Source organism: Nocardioides zeae (assembly GCF_030818655.1).
In the GTDB taxonomy this organism is placed as follows: domain Bacteria; phylum Actinomycetota; class Actinomycetes; order Propionibacteriales; family Nocardioidaceae; genus Nocardioides; species Nocardioides zeae_A.
This window is the reverse complement of record NZ_JAUTAN010000001.1, coordinates 1,754,885-1,776,636: the sequence shown is the minus strand read 5'-3', so window position 1 is coordinate 1,776,636 and position 21,752 is coordinate 1,754,885. Positions and strand designations below refer to the sequence as shown.

Here is a 21,752-nt window from a genome sequence, read left to right as displayed (position 1 = left end):
TGGGAATCCGATTGACGGAGGCTTGATGAAGCGTTCCAGCACCCTGGTCCGACTGGGGGTCGCGATGCTCGCGACGTCCCTCGTCGCCGCTGGTTGTGGCGGCGGAGACGGTGACGGCGGCAACGACAGCGACGGCGGCAACAGCAACGACAACGCGTCGTCGGCGCCCTCGTGGTACTTCGTCGACGGCAACACCGCCGACTACAGCGCCGACTTCGACGAGGGCACGCTCGAGGGCGTCCGCGCGACGTACCCCGGTTCCGAGCTCGGCGACGAGTTCCGTGATCGCCTCCTCGGCGTCAACCCCGACCTCGCCGACTTCACCTACGGCGCGGAGTCCTACGACGCCGTCGTCGTCGCGGCCCTCGCCGCGATCGCGGCCGGCAACGACTCCGGCACGGCGATCGCCAGCGAGCTGCAGAACGTGTCCGCCGAGGGCGAGAAGTGCACCGACTTCGCCGCGTGCGCCGAGCTGCTCGCCGCGGGCACCGACATCGACTACGACGGCGTGTCCGGCCCGATCGACTTCAGCTCGACCGGCAGCCCGACGTCGGCGACGATCGGCATCTTCCAGTACGGCGCGGACAACACCTACACGCCGCAGGAGTTCATCACCGGCGAGATCCCCGACTCCGACCCGGTCGAGGGCCAGGAGCTCCCGGCGATCGAGGACGGCGACGGCGTCTTCACCGTGGGCGGCCTCCTGCCGACCTCCGGTGACCTCGCGTTCCTCGGCCCCCCGGAGATCGCGGGCGTCGCGCTCGCGGTGCAGGAGATCAACGAGGCCGGCGGCGTGAACGGCGCCGACGCCGTCGCCCTGCCGACCGCCGACTCCGGTGACGGCACGCCGGACATCGCCGGCACGTCCGTCGACCAGCTCCTCGCGAACAACGTCGACGTCATCGTCGGTGCGGCCTCCTCGTCGGTGTCGCTCAGCGTCATCGACAAGATCACCAGCGCCGGTGTCGCGCAGATCTCCCCGGCCAACACGTCGACCGCGTTCGACACCTACGCCGACCAGGGCCTCTACTTCCGCACCGCTCCCTCGGACGTGCTGCAGGGCCAGGTCATGGCGTCGACGCTGAGCGGTGACGGCAAGCAGAACATCGCCATCCTGGCGCGCCAGGACTCCTACGGCGAGGCTCTCGCGGAGAACGTCCGTGACTTCTTCGAGCAGTCGGGCGGCTCCGTCGTCTCCTACCAGCTCTACTCGCCGGAGGCGGCGACGTACACCGCCGAGGTCGAGGCCATCAAGGCCGAGGACCCCGACGCGATCGTCCTGATCGCGTTCGACGAGACGAAGAAGATCGTCCCCGAGCTCGTCGAGGCGGGTCTCAACGGCAACAACTGATGCCGTGACACCACCGGGCACCCGCCCGGCCGCACGTCCCCCAGGCCCCCGGAGAGCTGCGCTCCGGGGGCCTGGGGCTTCTCTGTGCCCCGGGCTCCCACACTTCTCCCCCCGGTCGTGGTGTGAGGCCGTCGCTTTTCGGGGGTCTCGCACCACGACCGCAGGGGTACGGCGCGGGGCGAGTGGCGGCGTACCGGAGGTGCTTCCTCCCGGTCGTGGTGCCAGGCCAGCGGAAACTGGCGGCCTCACACCACGACCCGCCTGGACCGGTAGAGGGGGGAGGGTGCACCGACGACGAAGGGCCCGCCGGCAGTCAGCCGGCGGGCCCTTCGCGCAGGGTGGAGCGGTGGATCAGGTGTTCTGCTTCGCCAGGGTGCCGAGGTAGAGCTCGATGACCTTGGGGTCATTGGCGAGCTCGCGACCGGTGGCCGTGTAGGCGTTGCGGCCGTGGTCGAGCACGTAGCCGCGGTCGCAGATCTGCAGGCAGCGGGCCGCGTTCTGCTCGACCATCACGACGGACACGCCCGCCTTGTTGATGTTGCGGGTCTGCACGAACACCTCGTCCTGCATGGCGGGGGAGAGCCCCGCCGAGGGCTCGTCGAGGAGCAGCACCGACGGCTCCATCATGAGCGCGCGACCCATCGCGACCATCTGCCGCTCGCCGCCCGACAGCGAGCCGGCTCGCTGGTTCCGGCGGGTGCCGAGGGCCGGGAAGATCCCCGTCACGAAGTCGAACCGCTCGGCGAACTTCTTGGGCGCCTGGTAGCAGCCCATCTGCAGGTTCTCCGCGATGGAGAGGCTGGGGAACACGTTGTTGGTCTGCGGCACGAAGCCGATCCCCTTGGTGACCAGGCTGTCCGCCCGCTGGTTGGTGACCTCCTCGCCGCGCAGCGTGACCGTGCCGGTGTGGATCTTGACCAGGCCGAAGAGCGCCTTGAGCAGCGTCGACTTGCCGGCGCCGTTGGGGCCGATGATGCCGACGAGCTCGCCCGGCTGGCAGTAGAGGTCGGCCCCGTTGAGGATGTTGACCCCGGGCAGGTAGCCCGCGATCAGGTTGTCCGCCCGCAGGACGGCGCCGTCGGCGGCGGCGAGGTGCGCCCGGCGGGCGGCCTCGGCTCGCTCGTCGGCGCCCCCGGCGGCCTTGCTCAGGTCGGCGTTCACGCGTTGCCCTCCTTCTCGGCCTCGATCTCGGCCTCCGCCTCGGCGAGGATCTCCTCGGGGTCGAGCTCGCTGATGTCGGTGTCGTGGTGGGCGCCCAGGTAGGCGTCGATGACGCGCTGGTCGCTCATGATGCTGTGCGGCGGGCCCTCGGCGATGACGGCGCCCGCGGCCATGACGACGACCCAGTCCGAGATGTCGCGGACCATGTCCATGTCGTGCTCGACGAAGAGGACGGTCATGCCCTCGTCGCGCAGCGACTTCACGTGACCCAGCAGCGACTGCTTGAGCGCGGGGTTCACGCCGGCCATCGGCTCGTCGAGCATGACGAGCTCGGGCTCGACCATGAGGGCCCGGGCCATCTCGAGCAGCTTGCGCTGGCCGCCCGAGAGCGATCCGGCGAAGTCGTCCTCCTTGGCGTCGAGCTTGAACCGCCGCAGCAGCTCGCGGGCGCGCTCGGTGTTGGCCTTCTCCTGGCCGCTCCACAGGAACGCCAGGGGACCGGCCCAGAACCGCTCGCCCCGCTGGCTGGTCGCGCCGAGCCGCATGTTCTCCAGCACGGTGAGCTTGGACAGCACCTTGGTCAGCTGGAAGGTGCGGACCATGCCGAGCTTGGCGACCTTGTACGCCGCCACGCGCTTCAGCGACTTGCCGTTGAGGTAGCGCTCACCCGTGTCGGGGGTGTCGAACCCGGTGAGGAGGTTGAAGAAGGTCGTCTTGCCGGCACCGTTGGGGCCGATCAGCGCGGTGATGACACCACGCTGGATCTCCAGGTGGCCCACGTCGACGGCCTTGAGGCCGCCGAACTGCCGGGTGATGTTGTCGACGACGACGATGGGGTCGGGCTTGGCTGCGCCCGGCTCGTGCGCGACGTCGGCCAGGACGGCCGCGGCCGCGGCGCGGGACTTCTCGAGGTCAGCGGGCATCGATCGCGAGCTCCTTCTTGTCGCCGAAGATCCCTTGCGGGCGGAAGATCATGAGCAGCATCAGCACGAGGCCCACGATCATGAACCGCACGTTGCCGGTCTGGTCCGGGTTGAGGAGCCACCCGGGCACGAAGCCGCCGTCGCCGGTGATGCGCTTGAGCAGCACGTCCATGAAGGTCAGCAGGAACCAGAAGAGCACGGCACCCACGACCGGCGACATCACCCGGGCGGCACCGCCGAGGATCAGCATGGTGAAGGCGATGAACGTGAAGTCGGTGTTGAAGCTGTCCGGCTGCACGGAGCCCTTGCCGAGCGCGCCCACGAAGCCGCCGAGGGCGCCGATGACGCCACCGAGGATGAGGGCCTGCAGCTTGTAGCTGTAGACGTTCTTGCCGAGCGACCGCACGGCGTCCTCGTCCTCGCGGATGCTCTTCAGCACGCGGCCCCAGGGGCTGCGCATGAGCAGGAACACGAAGCCGAGCACGAGGGCGACGAGGATCCAGCCGACGGTGATGACCCAGAGGTCGTTGCGGCTGAAGCCGAGGGCGCCGTCGCCGTACGGGTTGAGGGCGCGGAAGTCGGCGGTGAAGCCCTGCACGCCGTCACGGGCGTTGAAGTACTGCTTGAACGACGTCGAGAAGATCAGGCGGGCGATCTCGGCGACGGCGATGGTGACGATCGCCAGGTAGTCGGCGCGGAGCCGCAGGGTCGGCAGACCCATGACCAGCGCGAGCAGGACGGCGCCGACGAGGGCCAGCAGCAGCGCCGGCACGAGGGGCACGTCGAACGACACGATGAGCACGGCCATGCCGTAGGCGCCGACCGCGGCGAAGGCGGCCTGGCCGAAGTTCAGCAGGCCCGTGTAGCCGAAGTGGATGTTGAGGCCGATGGCGGCGAGCACGTACGAGATCGCGATGGGCGCGAACGCGTCGTGGAGCGGGGTGGTGAGCAGGTCCATGAGATCCCTTTCAGCCGATCCGCTCGCGGCGGCCCAGGAGGCCCTGCGGTCGGACGAGAAGGATGATGACGAGGAGCAGCAGCGCACCGGCGTTCTTGAGGTCCGGCGGGATCACCAGCGCGGAGAGCTCGATGAGGACACCGATGATGAGGCTGCCGACGAGCGCGCCCCACACCGACCCGAGACCGCCGACGCAGCACGCCGCGAAGAGCAGCAGCAGGACGAGCTGCCCGATCTGGTAGGTCACGCCGAGCTGGAACGCCAGGAACGTGCCCGCGAGCGCAGCGAGGGCGGTGCCCACCATCCACACCGTGGAGACGACCCGGTCGACGTTGATGCCGGTGGCCGCGGCCAGCGCGGGGTTGTCCGCCACCGCCCGGGTCGCCCGACCGAGGCGGGTGTAGGACAGGCCGGCGATCACCAGGGCGAGGACGACGATGCAGACGCCGGCGATGACGATGTCGCGCGTCGTGTAGGTGAACAGCCCGGCGAAGTCGGAGCCGGCGCCGGTGGCGTACTCGTCGTACACCTCCGTGCGGGACCCCGTGATGTAGGCGAAGAAGTTGCGCAGGAAGAACTGCAGACCGATCGAGACGATCATCATCGCGATCAGTCCGATGCCGCGGTGCCGCAGCGGGGCCCACAGGAACCTGTCCTGGAGCCATCCGACGCCGACGGCGGCCACCACCGTGATGGGGACGGCCAGCAGGAACGGCACCCCCAGCGACGTGTTGAGCAGCATGGTGCAGACCGCGCCGAAGGTGACGAGCTCGCCGTGCGAGAAGTTCGTGAGGCCCGTGGTGCCGAACACCATCGAGAGCCCCAGCGCCGCCATCGCCATGATCAGGCCGAACAGCAGGCCGTTGTAGATGCTGGCGGGGACCCGGTCCCACTTCGTCATGACGTTGCGGTTGTCCTCGCCGATGAGGAACGTGACGCCGACCGTGGAGATGTTGAGCGTCACCGTCTGCTCGGCGGGAGCGCCCTCGCGCATGGCGGCGCCGTCCGGCAGCGTGCTCTCGTCGAGCTCGACGAGGACCGTGGCCCCCTGGAACTCGGCCGGGATCTCGAGCACGGCGCGTCCGTCGGCGTCGGTGGTGGCCTCGATGGCCTCACCGCCCGTCGGTGTCGCGGTGATGTCGACGCCCTCCACGGGGGCGTTGTCGTTGCTGGTGTCGCGGAGGTTCACGGTGACGCGGTAGCCGTCCTCGGCCGCAGGAGCGGCCTGGGCGGACGGCGCGACGCCGAGGATGACCAGCGCGAGCAGCAGGGGGGCGAGGAACCGGAGCACCGAGCGGTGGCTCGGGATGCCTCCGCGTCCCCGGGTCTGTGGCCGCGGCGGGGTGTCCGCGGCTCGGGTGCCGATCTGCATGGGGCTCCTGTTCGAGCTCGGCGCGTCAGGGCATGACGCATGTGGGGTGGAACGCTATGACGCTCGGCACGGTCGCGTCGTCCGTTGAGGTAACGAAGCGGGAACAATCGGTGCTCGTTGACGCGGCACCGCGGTGGCTCACCGCAGCCGCACGACCGCCTCGACCAGCAGGGGCGCCACCACCAGCGCCGGCAGCAGGGACGCCACCGCCACCTGCGCGACGTCGAGCAGCCGCAGCGCGACGCCGACGAGGAGCACGCCACCCACCGCGCTCAGGGCGGCGACGTGGGCCGCGGGCAGCACGTCGCCCACCACGAGCCCGACGAGGGTCAGGCTGCCCTGCACCACGACGACGGTGACCGCCGACGCGGCGACGCCCCAGCCGAAGGTGGCGGCGAAGGCCACGGCGGCGAACCCGTCGAGGGTCGCCTTGAGGTAGAGCTGCTCGGCGCCGTTGCCCAGTCCGTCGTTGAGCGAGCCGAGCACGGTCAGCGGGCCGGTGCAGAACACGAGGGAGGCAGCGACGAAACCCGCGGTGAAACGGTCGGTGTGCTCGCTGTGCTCGGTGTCGCTCGCCCCGGGAGCCGCCCCGTCGCCGGTCGCCGCGTGAGGTGGCCGTCGCGCCAGGCGCCGCTCGGCCCAGCCGCCGAGGGCGACGAGGCGCCCGTCGAGGTCGAGCGCCGCGCCCACGATGCCGCCCAGGAGCACCGCGCCGAGCACGATCAGCAGGGGCGCGCCGGCGCCGGTCGCCGCAGCCAGCGCGGGGTCGAGCACGTCGGCCGCCGCGACCGCCGCCACGAGCAGCGTGACGAGCCCCAGACCGTCGACGACCACGCGCCGTACGCGCTCGGGGAGCCGGGCGCCCAGCGCGACCCCCAGGCCGGAGCCCACCAGCACGGTGACGACGTTGAGGAGGGTGCCCGATCCGACGAACAACAGCGCTCCCTCAACTTTTGCCCGGCTCCCGTGCCAGCGCGGCTGCGGCGAGCGTAGGGTGACGACCGGCGCACCGTGGGGGCGGGTGCCGCAACGGTGATCGAAGTGCGTGGGCCCCTGGTCCGCGCGTGGCCCGAGGCGGAGGACACATGGCGACGGCAGTGACGCGGGCGGTGTCCCCCTGATGGCAGCCCCTCTCACCCTGCGCGCAGCGGCGCTCTCCGACATCCCCGCGCTCACGGCGCTGTGGTCCGAGTCGCTCCGCTCCCCGGAGGAGGGTGCGTCCGACGTCGCCCGCCTCGTCGAGGCCTCCTTCACGGGGGAGTCCCACCGGATCGTGGTGGCCGAGTACGGCGGCGCGTTCGCCGGCGCCGTGCTGCTGCGGATGATCACGGTCTCGCCGCTGGACCCGACGCCGATGGTGCACCTCGCCTCGCCCACCGTCCTGGCGGAGTTCCGCCGTCGCGGGGTGGGCCGGGCGCTCGTCGAGGCGGGCGTGGCCTACGCCGAGGAGCACGACGTGCCCCAGGTCTCGACGGCCTCGGCGAGCACCTCGCGCGACGCCAACCGCTTCATGGCGCGACTGGGCCTCGCGACGCGGGCGTCGTTCCGGGTCGCGCCGACCGCGACCGTGCGGGCCCGCATCACGGCGATGCGCCCGACGATGGCGCGGCCGCAGCGCCAGCAGCTCACGAGCGTGCTCGCCGCCCGCCGCTCGATGCGGCGGACGACGACGCAGCGCGCGGGCTGAGCCCGCGCTCGCGGGTCAGCCGGCGGACGGGACGCGGTCGACGGGGATCAGCGAGCAGGTGATCCGAGCGGTGCAGACCCGCTTGCCGGCCTCGTCGGTGATGACCACCTCGAAGCTGGTCGAGCTGCGGCCCAGGTGCACCGGCGTGGCGACGCCCGTGACGACGCCGGACGTCGCGGAGCGGTGGTGGGTGGCGTTGATGTCCACCCCGACCGCGGCACGGTCGGGGTGCGCGTGGAGCGCCGAGCCGACGGAGCCGAGGGTCTCGGCGAGCACGACGGACGCGCCGCCGTGGAGCAGGCCGTAGGGCTGCGTGTTGCCCTCGACGGGCATCGTGGCCACGATCCGCTCGGGAGAGACCTCGACGAGCTCGATGCCCATCTTCTCGTTGAGGGCGCCCGTGTGCTCCGCCATGTACGCGACGAGCTCGTCGAGACCGGGCACGGTGGTGGTGTCGTCATCCATGCGGTCATTCTGCTCCCGGCCGCGCCCGACGTCGTCGGTGGTCACGGTTAGGGTCGGTACGTGCCTCAGCCGACGACCTCCGCCACCGTCTCGCCCGACGCCGAGGGGCGGCGGCGCCTGCTCCTGCTCGACGGCCACTCGCTGGCCTACCGGGCGTTCTTCGCGCTCCCGGTCGAGAACTTCTCGACCACGACGGGGCAGCACACCAACGCCGTCTACGGGTTCACGTCGATGCTCGTCAACGTGCTGCGCGACGAGCAGCCGACCCACGTGGGCGTCGCCTTCGACGTCTCGCGGCAGACGTTCCGCCTGGAGCAGTACGCGGAGTACAAGGCGAAGCGCAACAAGACGCCCGGCGAGTTCGGCAGCCAGCTGCCGATCATCGAGCAGGTCCTCTCCGCCTTCGGGATCACCTTCCTCAAGAAGGAGGGCTTCGAGGCCGACGACATCATCGCGACGCTGACGACGCAGGCCCTCGCGGACGGCATGGAGGTGCTGATCCTCACGGGTGACCGCGACTCGCTGCAGCTCGTGACCGATCGCTCGACGGTGCTCTACCCGATGCGCGGCGTCTCCGACCTGGCGCGGATGACGCCGGCGGCGGTCGAGGCGAAGTACGGCGTCCCGCCGCACCGCTACCCCGAGCTGGCGGCGATCGTGGGGGAGACCTCCGACAACCTGCCGGGCGTGCCCGGGGTGGGCCAGGGGTTCGCGGCGAAGTGGATCAACCAGTACGACGGGCTCGACAACGTCATCACCCACGCCGACAAGATCACCGGGAAGAAGGGCGAGGCGCTCCGCGAGCACCTCGGCGACGTGATCCGCAACCGCCAGCTCAACGCCCTCGTGCGCGACCTCGACCTCGAGAAGCTGCCCGAGCAGCTCCTCCTCGCGCCGTGGGACCGGGCGGCCGCGCTGACCCTCTTCGACGAGCTCGAGTTCCGCGGCGAGCTGCGCCAGCGCACCATCGACACGCTCAGCGTCGAGGAGGAGCAGATCGTCGAGGAGGGCGGGTTCGAGCTCGCGGGCCGGCAGCTGGAGCCCGGCGAGGTGGCCGCGTTCCTCGACGGGCTCGGCGGGCAGCACGTCGGGGTCCACGTGCGCGGCACCTGGGGCTCCGGCACCGGGACCGTCGAGGGCGTCGCCCTCGCCGACGCGACCGGGCTGGCGGCGTACGTCGACGTCGCGAGCCTGACACCGGAGGACGAGGCCGCGCTGGCCGGGTGGCTGGCCGACCCCGCGCGCCCGAAGGTGCTCCACGACGCGAAGGGGCCGCAGCACGCGCTGAGCGCCCACGGCTGGACGCTGGCGGGCCTGGTCAGCGACACCGCGCTGGCGGCGTACCTCGTGCAGCCCGACCAGCGCTCGTACGCGCTGGCCGACCTGACGCTGCGCTACCTGCGGCGCGAGCTGCGCACGGAGACCAGTGGCGAGCAGGAGGCCCTGTTCGACCACGGCGACGAGGTCGCCGACACGGCCATGCTCCACGCGCGGGCCGTCATCGACCTGGCGGAGACGCTCGACGGCGAGGTGGAGGCCGTCGGCGGCGCCCGCCTGCTCGCCGAGGTGGAGCTGCCGCTCATCCAGCTGCTCGGTCGGCTCGAGCGCACGGGCGTCGCCGTCGACACGGGACGGCTCGAGGAGCTCGAGGCCCACTTCGCCGAGGAGGTGCGTCGCGCCGCGGAGGACGCGTTCGCGGTCATCGGCAAGGAGATCAACCTCGGCTCGCCCAAGCAGCTGCAGGTGGTGCTCTTCGACGAGCTCGGCATGCCGAAGACGAAGCGCACGAAGACCGGCTACACGACCGACGCCGACGCGCTGCAGTCGCTCTACGTGAAGACGGAGCACCCGTTCCTGCTGCACCTGCTGCGCCACCGCGACGTCGCCCGCCTGCGGCAGACCATCGAGGGCCTGCTCAAGACGGTGCAGCCCGACGGGCGCATCCACACCACGTTCAACCAGATGATCGCGGCCACGGGCCGGCTCTCGAGCACCGATCCGAACCTGCAGAACATCCCGATCCGCACCGAGGAGGGACGCCGCATCCGCGAGGCGTTCGTGGTCGGCCCGTCCTACGAGTCGCTGATGACGGCCGACTACAGCCAGATCGAGATGCGGATCATGGCCCACCTCTCGGAGGACGACCTCCTCATCGAGGCCTTCCGCTCGGGCCGCGACTTCCACTCCATCACCGCGGCCCGCGTCTTCGACGTCGCGCCCGACGCGGTGACGGTCGAGATGCGGGCCAAGATCAAGGCGATGAACTACGGACTGGCCTACGGACTGTCCGCGTTCGGTCTGGGCCAGCAGCTCGGCATCGAGCCCTCCGAGGCCCGCGGGCTGATGGACGAGTACTTCGAGACCTTCGGCGGCATCCGGGACTACCTCGCCGGGGTCGTCGTGGAGGCTCGGAAGTCGGGGTTCACCGAGACGATCATGGGACGGCGGCGCCAGCTGCCCGACCTGACGAGCGACAACCGGATGCGGCGCGAGGCCGCCGAGCGGATGGCGCTCAACGCGCCCATCCAGGGCTCGGCCGCCGACATCATCAAGGTCGCGATGCTCAACGTGCAGCACGCCCTCGAGGAGGAGGGCCTGACGTCACGGCTCCTGCTGCAGGTGCACGACGAGCTCGTGCTCGAGGTGGCGCCGGGGGAGCGGGACCGGCTGGAGGCCCTGGTGCGGGAGCAGATGGCCTCCGCGGCCGACCTACGGGTGCCGCTCGACGTCTCCGTCGGCACGGGCGTCAGCTGGCACGCCGCCGCGCACTGAGGTCGGGGCGGGCCCGGTCTCGGGACCGGGCGCCGTCCCACCGGGCGCGCCGGGCGCGCCCACCCCGGGCACGGCCGGCGGTCGGTGGCCGCGGCCCTGCAGCACCGCGACGAGCAGCAGCGCGACGAGCACGGCCGCGTTGACGGTGATGACGACGGAGATGAGACCGGTCGCGGTCGCCGCGACGGGCACGACGACGCCGAGCACGGCGAGCCCCGCCCACACGGCGTACACGGCGCCGCGGTGCTGGCGGGCGACGACCTCGTAGACCATCACCTGGGTCATCGCGAACAGCGTGCCGAGCAGCGCGAAGAGCCACAGCTGGTGCTCGATCTCGGCGTACTCAGCGCCGCCCACGAACTCGACGACGAGCGAGCGGCGGGTGTCGCCGGAGCCGACCACCACGAGCTCGCCGACGGCCCAGGCCCCGGCCGTGGCCACGACGCCGATGCCGCCGACGAGGGCGACGCCCTTGAGGTACATCCGCTGCGCGCCCTCCGAGGCCATCGCCGGGAAGGCGATGACGACGACGAACTGGGGCAGGAAGAGCACGGCCTTCGCGAGGATGAGCCCGCCCGCGTAGAGACCGGCGTCGTGGGCGTCGAGGGTGATGCGCGCGAGCACGACGTCGGCGTTGGTGAGCGCGAAGAACGCCAGCAGGGCGTGCGAGTTGTGGGCCACCTCGCGCAGCACGGTGCGCATCGGGGCGGGGCCGGGACCCTCGCCGCCGCGCCGGCGGCGCAGCGCCCAGCCGCCGATGAGCACGGGCACGAACGCGCCGAGCAGCACACCGGCCATGGCGCCGGTCGCGTCGGGCCGCACGGCGACCCCGAGCGCGCCGAAGCCCAGGCGACCGAGGCCCATGCCCAGGTAGATCGCGGCGAGCGGCGTCCACTTCTTCTCGCCCTGGAAGATGCCGGCCTGGCCGCCCATGACGGTGAGGGGCACGGCGATCGCGGCGACGAGGAGGGCGGGCAGGAAGGAGCCCAGGTCGAGCGCGATGGTCACGAGGGGGCTGAGCAGGAGGCACAGCAGGCCGAGCGCCCAGGCGGAGCGTCGGGAGGTGACGAGGATGCGGTTCTCGATGCGCTCGCGGTGGCTCGGGTCCGCGGCGACCTGCCGGGCGCCCGTGGCCTGCAGGCCGACCGACAGCACGTTGACCACCAGCAGCAGTCCCATGAGCGCGGCGACCGCGCCGTACTCCTTCGGGCCGAGCATGCGCGCCGCCACCAGCGTGAAGCCGTAGGTGCCGACGTTCATCACCGCCATGGCGATCGCCACGCCTGCTCCTCCGCGGAGCATCTCCCGTAGCGTGCCCTTCGATCCACTCACCCGCGGGAGCCTAGAGGACGCCTCGGCAGGAACCGCATCGAGCGCCCTGACACAATCCCGGCATGTCCGTGCTCACCCAGCTGCGTCTCTTCGCCGAGCGGCGGCTCTCCTTCCCGGTCGACGACGACGCCCTGGTGCTCGACGTCGGCAGCGGCGACAAGCCGTCGTGGCGCGCGGACGTCCTGCTCGACCGGTACGTCGACGCTCGCTTCGGCGGGCAGCGCTCGGGTCGGGAGGAGGCCCGGGTGACCCGGCCGCTCTTCGAGGCGGACGCCGCGGACATGCCGTTCGCGGACGGGGCGTTCGACTACACGATCTGCTCCAACCTCCTCGAGCACGTGCCGGATCCGGGCGCGGTGATCGACGAGCTGGTGCGGGTGTCGCGGGCGGGGTACGTCGAGGTGCCCGACGCGCCGAGCGCGAAGATCGTGGACTTCCCGAGCCACGTTTGGTGGTGCCGCCTCGAGCCAGCAGCGGACGGCGCCCCCGGCACTTCCGGCACTCCCGGCACGCTGGTGCTCACCGCGAAGACGACGCCGCACGCCGACCCGGAGGTGGCGGCGTACCTGGACCGCACGGGACTGCGGCGCGGTGTCGAGAAGGTGCTGGACTCGCAGTTCGAGTCGCGGGTGCTGATGCTGCACTGGCGCGACCGGCTGGACTACCGGGTCGAGGGCGAGGTCGACCCCGCGCTCATGGCGTGGGCCCTCGAGCAGCCCGGCCACCCGCGCACGGCCGTGGCCGGTGCCATCGCTGCGGCGACCGACGTCGTCACGTGGCGGCGGCAGCGTCGCATGGCGCGACGCCCGATCCGCTTCGACGACGTGGTGAAGCCCGAGCTGCGCCGTGGTGACGGCACGCTGCTCGAGCGGCGGGTCTACCGCCTGGGCGAGCCCGCGGCTCAGTAGGGGTCGTACGGCGAGTCGTGGCCGACGAGGCGGGCGACGGGGCGCAGCCGCAGGCGCAGGAGCACCTTGATGCCGACGTTGCGGATCCACCACGGCATCTCGGCGAGCACCCGGCCGCGGTCGGCCAGGCTGGGTCGGCCGACCCGGAAGAGCGCGAGCGACCCGGCGCGGCGCTCGTAGCGCAGCGTGCGGGAGAACAGCACGTGGCGGAGGATCGCGAGGGTCACGCCGATGGAGGAGTAGCAGTCGTGCACGAGCACGGCGCCGCCCTCGGGGAGGTGCACGGCCCACATCAGGTCGTCGCCGGCCGTCCAGTAGTCGTGCTTGCCGTCGACGTAGAGCAGGCTGAGCGGGGTGCTCCACGAGGCCCGCTCCTTCGTCGAGTAGGCCATCCGCAGGTCGATGACGTCCCGCACGCCGGCGGTCGCCATGTTCTTCTCGAAGATCGTGCGCGTCGCCGCGCCACCGAAGAGCCGGCCGTCGACGAACGGGTCGAGCGCGACGAGCCGACCCCCGCGCGCCCGGCGGGCGTGGGCGAGCACGGCCGTCGAGCGACCCTGGTGGGAGCCGATCTCGAGGGCGTCCGTGGTGCCGGGTGCCGCGAGGGCCTCGGCGTGGAGGAGGCGCGCCTGCGCCTCGGTGAGCCAGCCGGTGAAGTGCTGGGCGGTCGCCCAGACGTCGTCGAACGACGCGTCGCGGTGCGCCTCCGCGTCGGCGGGCTGGTCGGGTCGCGATGACGACAAGCGGGGGCACCTCTCACGGTCGGTCGGGGACTCGTGGCACATTACTTCACGTGAGGTGCGGCACGCGGCGGACGGGAGGTGTTCCTTGGGCGCTCGCGCGTTGACCGTGCGAGCCGCGACGTGGGCCTTCTTCGGGGTGCTCTCCTTCGTGCAGCTCCCCGGGCGCACCACCTTCGACACGAAGCTCGACCTCACCGACGACCCTCTCGCCTTCCTCGGGCGGGCCCTCCACCTGTGGAACCCGGACGGCTCCTTCGGCGAGCTGCAGAACCAGGCCTACGGCTACCTGTTCCCGCAGGGCGCGTGGTTCGCGGGCGCCGACGTGCTCGGCGTGCCCGACTGGGTCGCGCAACGCCTGTGGACCGCCCTCCTGCTCGTGCTCGCGTACGAGGGTGCCCGCGGCCTCGCGCGCGCCCTGTCCCTCTCGTCGACGGCGGCCGTGCTCGCGGGGCTGTCCTACGCGCTGGCCCCCCGCCTGTTCGGTGCCGTGGGCGTGCTGACGGGCGAGCTCCTGCCGGCCACCTTCCTGCCGTGGATGTGCTGGCCGCTCGTGGCGTGCCTGCGGGGTCGGGTCCCTCCGGTCACGGCGGGCCTGCTGTCGGGCGTCGCCGTGCTCTGCATGAGCGGTGTCAACGCGACCGGCACGATCGCGGTGCTCCCGGCGGCCCTGGTGCTGCTCGCGACGGGGCTGCGGCACCGCACGGGTCGCCTGCTCGCTGCGTGGTGGGCCGTCGGCTGCCTCGCCGCGAGCCTGTGGTGGCTGGGTCCGCTCCTGCTGCTCGGCCGCTACAGCCCCCCGTTCCTCGACTACATCGAGACGGCGGCGGCGACGACCTCCACGACCGCGTGGGCCAACAGCGTGCGCGGGGCCGACCACTGGGTCGCCTACTACGCCGTCGACGGCCAGCCGTGGTGGCCCGCGGCCCACACCCTCGTGACGACGGGCCCGCTCGTCGTCTTCGCCGGTGTGGTCGCCGCGCTGGGCTGCTACGGGCTCACGCGTCGCGACATGCCGGCCGGTCGTCTCCTGGGTGCGATCGCCCTCGTCGGGCTGCTGTGCCTCGTCGCCGGCAGCGCGGCGCGGGCGGGCTCCCTCGTCGACCCGTTCGTGCGGGACCTGCTCGACGGTCCCCTCGCCCCCCTGCGCAACGTGCACAAGGTCGACCCGCTCGTCCGTCTGCCCCTGGCCCTCGGGGTGGGGCACGGGGCGGTGGCCCTGGCGGCCGCGTTCCGGAGCCGCTTCCGCGACCGTCCCGACGTGGCCGGGCCCGGCGCGCGGGGCATCCTCGTGCTGGCCGCCACGTTCGTGCTCGTCGGGGCCTCGCCCGCGGTGGGTGCGGGCATGCGCACGCCGGGCTGGGAGGCGAAGCCCGCGGCGTGGACGGAGACCGCGACGTACCTGCAGGAGCAGCCCGGTTCCCGTGCGCTCGTGGTGCCCGGCGCGGGCTTCGGCCTGCAGACCTGGGGCTGGACGATCGACGAGCCGCTGCAGGGTGAGGGAGCGTCCTGGGTCTCGCGCAGCCAGGTGCCGCTCACGCCCGGTCCGACCGCCCGGGTCCTCGACGGCCTGGAGCAGCGCTTCGCCTCGGGCGTCGGTCTGGCCGGCCTCGGCGACTACCTGGCGCGCATCGGTGTCACCCACGTGGTGCTGCGCCGCGACCTCGACCCGGCCCTCTCCGGGGGCGCCGACCCCGACCGCACGGAGCACACCCTCGCCACGAGCGCGGGGATCGAGCGGGTGGCGCGGTTCGGTGACAGCGGGGTGCCGGGGCGTGCCCTCATCGACGTCTGGGAGGTCGAGGGCGCGGCGGCAGCGGCAGCCGCGGCGCGCGTCACGGAGGGCGGTGCGACCGAGCTGAGCGGAGCGCCTGAGGACGTGCTCGGTCTCGTCGATGCCGGGATCGTCGCCACGGACGACCCGGTGGCGCTCACCGGCGAGCCGGGGGAGGGGGGCGTCGTCACCGACGGCTACGTGCGCCGCGAGCGGCAGTTCGGCCGCGTGCACCGTGCCGTCGGGCAGACGATGGCGGCCGACGACGCCGAGCGCGACGGTCGCCGCGAGACGGACTACGCCGGGGCGCCCGGGGTCCCGCTGGCGACGACGGAGTACGTCGCGGGCGCCTCCGTCACCGCGTCGAGCTCGCGGGGGTACGTCGACGTGCTGGGCCCGGTCGACCCCCGGCGTGGTCCGGCCGCCGCGGTCGACGCCGACGAGTCGACCTGGTGGGAGTCGGACCCCCTGCGTCCGGCGGAGGGCCAGTGGCTCGACGTCGACCTCGACGCGCCGTCCCGCGGCGGGGTCGTCGAGGTCGCCTTCCTGACGGGCCCCGGCGACGGCCTGCGGGAGGTGGAGCGGGCCCGCCTCGTCGTCGACGGGAGCGCCGAGGTCTACGGCGTGCCCGCCGACGGCCGGTTGCGGGTGGTCCTCCCCGCGTTCCGGACGTTGCGGGTCGAGGTCGTGCAGGCGAGCGCCAGCACCGCGGAGACGGGCAGCGTCGGCGTGCGGGAGGTGACCCTGCCGGGAATCGCGCCGGGGCGCACCCGGGTGCTGGCGACGCCGGTCGGTGCGAGCACCACCGTGCTGCTGCAGCAGCCGCCCGTCACGCGGGCCTGCGTCCAGCTCGACTGGGGACTGACCTGCGACGAGGACGCGGTGCTGCTCCCTGAGTCGGCGACGATGGACCGCACCTTCACGACCACCGAACCGGGCAGCTGGCGGCTGCGGGGCACCGTCTCGCCCCGCCCGGGGCCGGCGGCCGCGCGGCTGCTCGACCCGGTGGGCGGCGCCGCCACCGTCGTCGCCGACTCGGTGTACGCCGAGGACCCGCTCGCGGCGGGTGTCTTCGCCCACGACGGTGACCCCGACACGGCGTGGCGGAGCGAACCCGGCGCGGAGGAGGCGACCTTGACGTTCACGTGGCCGGGGCGGCGCACCCTGACGAGCGTCACGGCCCTCGGGGCCGCGACCGGTGGGCTGCCGGACGTGGTCACGCTCCGCACCGCCGACGGGGAGTCGCGGCGCGTGCCCCTCGGGCTCGGCGCCGCCGAGATCGAGCCGCTCGCCGCCGACGGCGGTGTCGTGGTCGAGCTGGAGCGGAGCGACGGTCTTGGTCCGATGACGCTGGCCGAGCTGGGTCTCGGCGGGGTGGGCGACCTCCGCCACGCGCCGGATCCGGCGGCCGTGACCGGAGCGACCTGCGGGCTCGGCCCCGACGTGCTCGTCGACGGCGTGCGGGTGCCCACCCGGGTGGACGGCACGGTCGGTGACGTCCTCGCCGGGACCCCGCTGACGTGGGAGGCGTGCGGTGACGCCGTCGACCTCCGCCCCGGCACCCACCGCGTGGTCGCGGCGCCCACGGCCCAGTTCCTGGCCACCACCCTCGCCTGGACGCCGGTCGGGGGCGCGGCGTCGTCGGGCGCGGCGAGCGCGACGACCGCGACGACCACGGCGCGTCCGGCCACCGTCGACGCCCGGGACCGCACGTCCTGGGAGATCGCGGTCGGCGCCGGCGACGAGTCCGTGCTCGCCCTGCCCATGAACGCCAACCCCGGCTGGAGCGCCACCCTCGACGGACGCGACCTCGACCGGGTGGCGGTCGACGGGTGGCGGCAGGGCTTCGTCGTGCCGGCCGGCGTCGACGGGCGCGTGCTCGTGGAGTTCGCGCCGGACCGGGCCTACCGGCTCTTCCTCGTCGGTGGCGGTCTGGCCGCGGGCGTGCTCCTGCTGGCGGCCGCGACCGCGGTCGGGCGGCGGTGGCCCGGCTCGGGCCGCGACCTCCTCCTCGTGGTCGACGGCCCCGTCCCGCTGCCCGAGCACCGGCCCGTCCGCGCGCCTGCCCATCTCCGTGCCCGCCGGACGCCGCCCCCGCTCGCCGCCGTGGTCGTGCTGGCGGTGACCGTGGCGGGCGGCCTCGTCGCCGCTGCAGGCCTCGTCCTCGGGTACCGCTGGCCGGGCAGAGCGCGCACGCTGGGCGGCGGTCGCCCTCGTCGGCGCGTCGGGCGTCGCGTCCGCGCTGGCCGAGCGCGCGGCGTACCCGGGTCTCGCGTCGGACGGCCTGGCCGCGCTCGGCGTCGGCTGGCTGGTCGGCATCGTGCTGGTGCGTGGGCGTGGGCGTGGAGGTGGGGGATGAGCGCGACGGTGGATCGTGCCCGGTCAGCGGTCGCGGCGCTCGGTGGCCGCCTGCCGCAGGTGGGCGTGTGGCACGTCGGGCTCGGGCTGGTGGCGCTGCAGACCCTGCTCCGCGCCCTCACGGTCCCGGGGTCCTACTTCTGGCAGGACGACTTCCGGCACCTCGAGCTCGCCCGCACGCTGGGCCTGAGCCGCGAGTTCCTGGTGCGCGACTACAACGGCCACCTCGAACCGGGGCAGTACGCCGTCTACTGGGTCGTCAGCCACCTCGCCGACACGTCTTTCCTGCCCGCCGCGATCTCGCTGGTGGCGCTGCAGCTGGTCGCCTCGCTCCTGCTCCTGGCGGTGCTGCGGGCCCTCTTCCCGCCCAGTCCGTGGCTGCTGGTGCCGTTCGCGGCGTACCTGTTCACGCCCCTGGGGCTGGCGACGTCCCTCTGGTGGGCGGCCGGGCTCCAAGCCCTTCCGCTGCAGGTGGCCCTGCTCGCGGCCCTGCTCGGCCTCGTGCTCCACGCGCGCACGGGCCGACGCCGCTGGGCGGTGCTCTCGGTGCTCGCCCAGGTGCTGGGCCTGGTGTTCTGGGAGAAGGCGGCCCTCGTGCTGCCGCTGCTGCTCGCGGTGCACGTGCTGGTGCTGGGCGCGGGCCTCGGCTGGCGCGCGCGGGTGGTCGAGGTGCTGCGGTTGCGGTGGCTGTGGCTCGCGCACGCGCTCGTCTGGGGCGCGTACGTCGCGGCCTACCTCACCCTCACCGACGGTGATGCCCTCGGCACCGCCTCGGACGACCAGAACCGGTGGCTGGCGGCAGGTCGGGTGCTCTTCCAGGTGCTCCTGCCCGGTGTCGTCGGCGCGCCGTGGAGCAGCGACGGCGCGATCAACACGGTGTACGCCGTGGTGCCGGTCCCGCTCGCCGCGCTCGTCAGCGCGGGCTTCGTCGTGCTCGTCGTGGTCAGCCTCCGCCGCCGTCGGGGCGCCTGGCAGGCGTGGCTGGTCGCGGTGGGGTACGTCGCCGCCGACGTGCTGCTGCTCGTCGTCGGGCGCGCGGACGCGCTCGGCCTGGTCGCCCGGGACCCCCGCTACATCACGGACGCCCTGCCGGTGCTGGTCGTCGCTGTCTGCGCGGCGTTCGCGCCGGTGCGGTCCCGGGCCGTCGACGAGCCGCCGGTGCCGGTCCCGACGAGCCCGGCGCCCCCCGCACCGTTCGCGTGGTCGAGCCCCGCCGTGCTCGTGACGACGGTGGTGGCGGCGAGCTGCGTGCTCACCACCCTGCTCCTCGTGCCGGTGGTGCAGCGGGAGTACTCCCGCAACTACGTCGACGGTGCCCTGCGTGCGCTGGACGAGGACCCCGCCGCGCCGCTGCTGTCGCTGTCGCCGCCGCAGGACATCGCGGTCAGCACCGACCTGGCGGGGATCCTCACCGCCGTCGGCCGCGAGCAGGCGCTCGACCGCCCGGGGACGCAGCTGCTCGCGCTCGACGGTCTCGCGCGCCTGCGCCCGGTCGGGCTCACGGCCGTGACCGACCAGGCGACGGGCCCCGACCCCGGCTGCGGGTGGGCGGTCTCGGGGCCCCGCGTCCACGTCCTCGACCGTGGCCCGGACGACGGCATCATCCTGCGCCTGGGGGTCGTCGCGGGGGCGGAGTCCTCCCTGGTGGTGCGGGTCGGGGACGCGCTGGGCCAGGTCGTGACCGTGCCGGAGGGCGTCGGGTACGTGTGGTTCGTCGTCCGTGACGAGGGCTCGGTGCTCGTGCAGCCGGCGCCCGGCGCCCCGCCCGTGTGCGTGACCGACGCCGCCCTCGGCTCGCCGGACCTCACCGGCGCACCGGTCTCGTGACCGTCGACCCCGGCCCCGCGTCCTCGCCGGGCGCCGTCGCGACGCCGGCGGTCGCGCGGCGTACCGCCCTCCTGCTCGACGCCCTCGCCGTCCTGGTCGCGGTGGTCCTGCTCGGTCCGGCGCTGCTGCCGGGTCTCGTCCTGTCCTACGACATGGTCTGGCTGCCGGACCTGTCCGTGACGCAGGCGGGCTGGGGCCTCGTCGACGGCGCGCCGCGCGCGGTGCCGTCCGACCAGGTCGTCGCACTGCTCGACGAGCTCGTCGGTGGGGTGGTGCTCCAGAAGGCGGTGCTCCTCGGCTCCCTCGTCGCGGTCGGGAGCGGCGCCCACCGGGTCGTGCGCACCGCGCCGGCGGGGCTGCGGGCCGCGGCGGTCGTGCTCGCGACCTGGAACCCGTACGTCGTCGAGCGGCTCCTGCTCGGGCACTGGACCATGCTGCTGGCCTACGCCGTGCTGCCGTGGCTCCACGTCGCCGGGCGGCGCGCGGCGCGCGGACGTCCCCTCCCGGCGGGCTGGCTCCTCCTGCTCCCGATCGGCTCGCTCAGCGGGTCCGCCGGCGTCGCGACCGCGCTCGCCGCAGTGCTGCTGGTGGGGGTCGTGGGTCGCGCCGGGCCGCGCCGCTGGGCGCTCCTCGTGGCGGCGCTGGCGGCGGCGAACGCCCCGTGGGTCGTCGCCGGGCTCGCGGCGCCGGGGAGCGAGCCGCCCACGGCCGCTGCGGCGCGCACGGCCGCGGAGGTCTTCGCCGCGCGGGGCCCCGACGGGGTGCCCGCACCGGTCGCCGTGCTGGGGCTCGGCGGCATCTGGAACACCGACGTCGTCCCCGCCTCCCTCGCGGGGCCGTGGGCCTGGGCGTGGGCCGCGGCGGTCGTCGGCCTGCTCGTCGTGGCGTCCCGGGCCGTCGCGGGAGGCCCGCCGGTCCGCGAGCGGGTCGCCGTGCTCGGGCTCGCCGCGGCGGGGCTCGGTCTCGGACTGCTCACGTGGTGCTGGCCCGCCGCGTCCGCGGCGGTCGCCCTCGCCGTGCCGGGAGGTGGGCTGCTCCGGGACGGGTCGCGCCTCGCGGGCCTCGCGCTGCCGGCGCTGCTCGTCGGGGCCGCGACCGCGGCGGCCCGGGCGACCGGGGCGACCCGGGCGACCCGGGCGGCCCTGGCGCGCGGCGCCCGCGGCGCCCGCCGCGGCGTCGTGCTCGCCCCGGCCCTGGTGTGGGTGCTGCCGCTCCTCCCGGTGGCGGCGCTACCGGACGCCGCGCTCGGGGTGCAGCAACGGCTCGAGGCGGTCGCCGTCCCGGACGACCTGGCGCGCGCCGCCGACGCGCTCGCCGACGACGACGTGCCCGGCGCGGTGGTGGTGCTGCCGTTCGCGACCTATCGTGCGCCGGCCTGGAACGGCGGTCGCCCCGTCCTCGACCCGACCCCGCGGGCCCTGGGGGCCTCCGGTCGTGAGGTCGTCGCGGCCGACGACCTCTACGTCGACGGTCGCCGCCTGCTGGGGGAGGACGTGCGCGGTCGCGCGGTGCTCGCCGCGCTGGCCCTGCCTGACGCCGACGCCCGCACCGACGCCCTGCTGCGCCTCGGCGTCAGCCACGTCGTCGTCGACCGCGGACCCGACGTCGCCGACGCCCCCGCCGAGCTGGTCCCCGGCCTGCGCGCGGAGCCGCTGCTGACGACCGACGGCTGGGACGTACGGCGCCTCGAGGGCCGCGTCGCCGCGCCGCCGCCGGCGTCGACCGGCCGGGTCGTGGTGCTCGCCGGTGCGTGGGGGGCGTTCGCCGTGCTGGTGGCCGCGGGAGGCCTCGGGGCCCTTCGCGCGGCAGTGGTGTCGGCCCGCCGGTGGGACCGGCGCACGCACCGCTGACGTGTCGTGGAGATCCACGTCACGAAAGGCGGTTCCCGCTGCTACAGTCACCCCCGGAAAGGGGTGGTCATGGGCACCGGTCTCATCGGAACTCTGGTCTCGCTGGTCGTGGGCGGCACTGTCGCTGCCGTATCGGTGGTGGGGGTGGTGAGCTCGCAGACGAGCGCGCCGTCGACCTCGCCCGGCGACTCCCAGGCGCCAGCGGCGTCGGTCATCGACTACGGGTCGAACTGAGCCGCGGCGGGCCTTGCCCGCCGCGCGCCAGCTCCCCCGC

15 protein-coding genes are annotated in these 21,752 nt (G+C 73.7%); 7 read left to right on the top strand and 8 right to left on the bottom strand.

Features of this window, described 5'->3' with window-relative positions; translation table 11 throughout:
* Window positions 1–25 precede the first annotated feature (25 nt).
* A complete protein-coding gene (locus QE405_RS08475) occupies window positions 26–1,351 on the top strand; it encodes an ABC transporter substrate-binding protein (RefSeq protein ID WP_307199751.1) in 1,326 nt (441 codons plus the stop codon).
* Between the two features lie 351 nt (window positions 1,352–1,702).
* On the opposite strand, the gene QE405_RS08470 is transcribed toward QE405_RS08475, so the two are convergent.
* The 5 genes from QE405_RS08470 to QE405_RS08450 form a co-directional block, all read right to left on the bottom strand.
* Window positions 1,703–2,512, bottom strand: coding sequence for an ABC transporter ATP-binding protein (locus QE405_RS08470; protein WP_307199750.1), 810 nt, complete (start codon window positions 2,510–2,512; stop codon window positions 1,703–1,705).
* On the bottom strand, window positions 2,509–3,435 hold the full coding sequence (locus QE405_RS08465) for an ABC transporter ATP-binding protein (protein WP_307199749.1): 927 nt from the start codon (window positions 3,433–3,435) through the stop codon (window positions 2,509–2,511). The genes QE405_RS08470 and QE405_RS08465 overlap by 4 nt, the downstream gene beginning before the upstream one ends.
* A complete protein-coding gene (locus QE405_RS08460; protein WP_307199748.1) occupies window positions 3,425–4,393 on the bottom strand; it encodes a branched-chain amino acid ABC transporter permease in 969 nt (322 codons plus the stop codon). Before QE405_RS08460 ends, QE405_RS08465 begins: the two co-directional genes overlap by 11 nt.
* 10 nt (window positions 4,394–4,403) lie before the next feature.
* Complete coding sequence (locus QE405_RS08455; protein WP_307199747.1) at window positions 4,404–5,765, bottom strand: branched-chain amino acid ABC transporter permease; 1,362 nt, start codon at window positions 5,763–5,765, stop codon at window positions 4,404–4,406.
* A 138-nt stretch (window positions 5,766–5,903) separates the two neighbouring features.
* Window positions 5,904–6,701 carry a DUF554 domain-containing protein gene (locus tag QE405_RS08450; RefSeq protein WP_307199746.1) on the bottom strand — a complete coding sequence of 266 codons (798 nt, stop codon included), beginning with the start codon at window positions 6,699–6,701 and terminating at the stop codon, window positions 5,904–5,906.
* Window positions 6,702–6,885: 184 nt separating this feature from the next.
* Between QE405_RS08450 and QE405_RS08445 the strand changes: the two genes are divergently transcribed.
* Window positions 6,886–7,452 (top strand): GNAT family N-acetyltransferase, encoded by a 567-nt coding sequence (locus QE405_RS08445; RefSeq protein ID WP_307199745.1) that lies wholly within the window; start codon window positions 6,886–6,888, stop codon window positions 7,450–7,452.
* A gap of 15 nt (window positions 7,453–7,467) precedes the next feature.
* On the opposite strand, the gene QE405_RS08440 is transcribed toward QE405_RS08445, so the two are convergent.
* The gene (locus QE405_RS08440) at window positions 7,468–7,917 is read right to left on the bottom strand and encodes a hotdog fold thioesterase (RefSeq protein ID WP_373459451.1); all 450 of its coding nucleotides are present in this window, start codon (window positions 7,915–7,917) and stop codon (window positions 7,468–7,470) included.
* A gap of 60 nt (window positions 7,918–7,977) precedes the next feature.
* Between QE405_RS08440 and polA the strand changes: the two genes are divergently transcribed.
* Complete coding sequence (gene polA, locus QE405_RS08435; protein WP_307199744.1) at window positions 7,978–10,689, top strand: DNA polymerase I; 2,712 nt, start codon at window positions 7,978–7,980, stop codon at window positions 10,687–10,689.
* Here polA and QE405_RS08430 read toward each other — a convergent pair.
* Entirely contained in the window at window positions 10,627–11,970 is a 1,344-nt protein-coding gene (locus QE405_RS08430; RefSeq protein ID WP_307199743.1) for a lipopolysaccharide biosynthesis protein, read from the bottom strand. The genes polA and QE405_RS08430 overlap by 63 nt on opposite strands.
* Window positions 11,971–12,083: 113 nt before the next feature.
* Here QE405_RS08430 and QE405_RS08425 point away from each other — a divergent pair, with 113 nt between their 5' ends.
* Entirely contained in the window at window positions 12,084–12,929 is an 846-nt protein-coding gene (locus QE405_RS08425; protein ID WP_163772931.1) for a class I SAM-dependent methyltransferase, read from the top strand.
* Here QE405_RS08425 and QE405_RS08420 read toward each other — a convergent pair.
* Window positions 12,923–13,672 (bottom strand): class I SAM-dependent methyltransferase, encoded by a 750-nt coding sequence (locus tag QE405_RS08420; protein ID WP_307199742.1) that lies wholly within the window; start codon window positions 13,670–13,672, stop codon window positions 12,923–12,925. The two genes, QE405_RS08425 and QE405_RS08420, sit on opposite strands and share 7 nt — an antisense overlap.
* A gap of 106 nt (window positions 13,673–13,778) precedes the next feature.
* On the opposite strand from QE405_RS08420, the gene QE405_RS08415 reads away from it, so the two are divergent.
* The 3 genes from QE405_RS08415 to QE405_RS08405 all read left to right on the top strand — a co-directional run bounded on the left by QE405_RS08415 (window position 13,779) and on the right by QE405_RS08405 (window position 21,712).
* Window positions 13,779–19,628, top strand: coding sequence for an alpha-(1->3)-arabinofuranosyltransferase domain-containing protein (locus QE405_RS08415; protein ID WP_307205668.1), 5,850 nt, complete (start codon window positions 13,779–13,781; stop codon window positions 19,626–19,628).
* A complete protein-coding gene (locus QE405_RS08410; protein ID WP_307199741.1) occupies window positions 19,625–21,478 on the top strand; it encodes a hypothetical protein in 1,854 nt (617 codons plus the stop codon). Before QE405_RS08415 ends, QE405_RS08410 begins: the two co-directional genes overlap by 4 nt.
* A 69-nt stretch (window positions 21,479–21,547) precedes the next feature.
* On the top strand, window positions 21,548–21,712 hold the full coding sequence (locus tag QE405_RS08405) for a hypothetical protein (protein ID WP_163772926.1): 165 nt from the start codon (window positions 21,548–21,550) through the stop codon (window positions 21,710–21,712).
* Window positions 21,713–21,752: the final 40 nt, after the last annotated feature.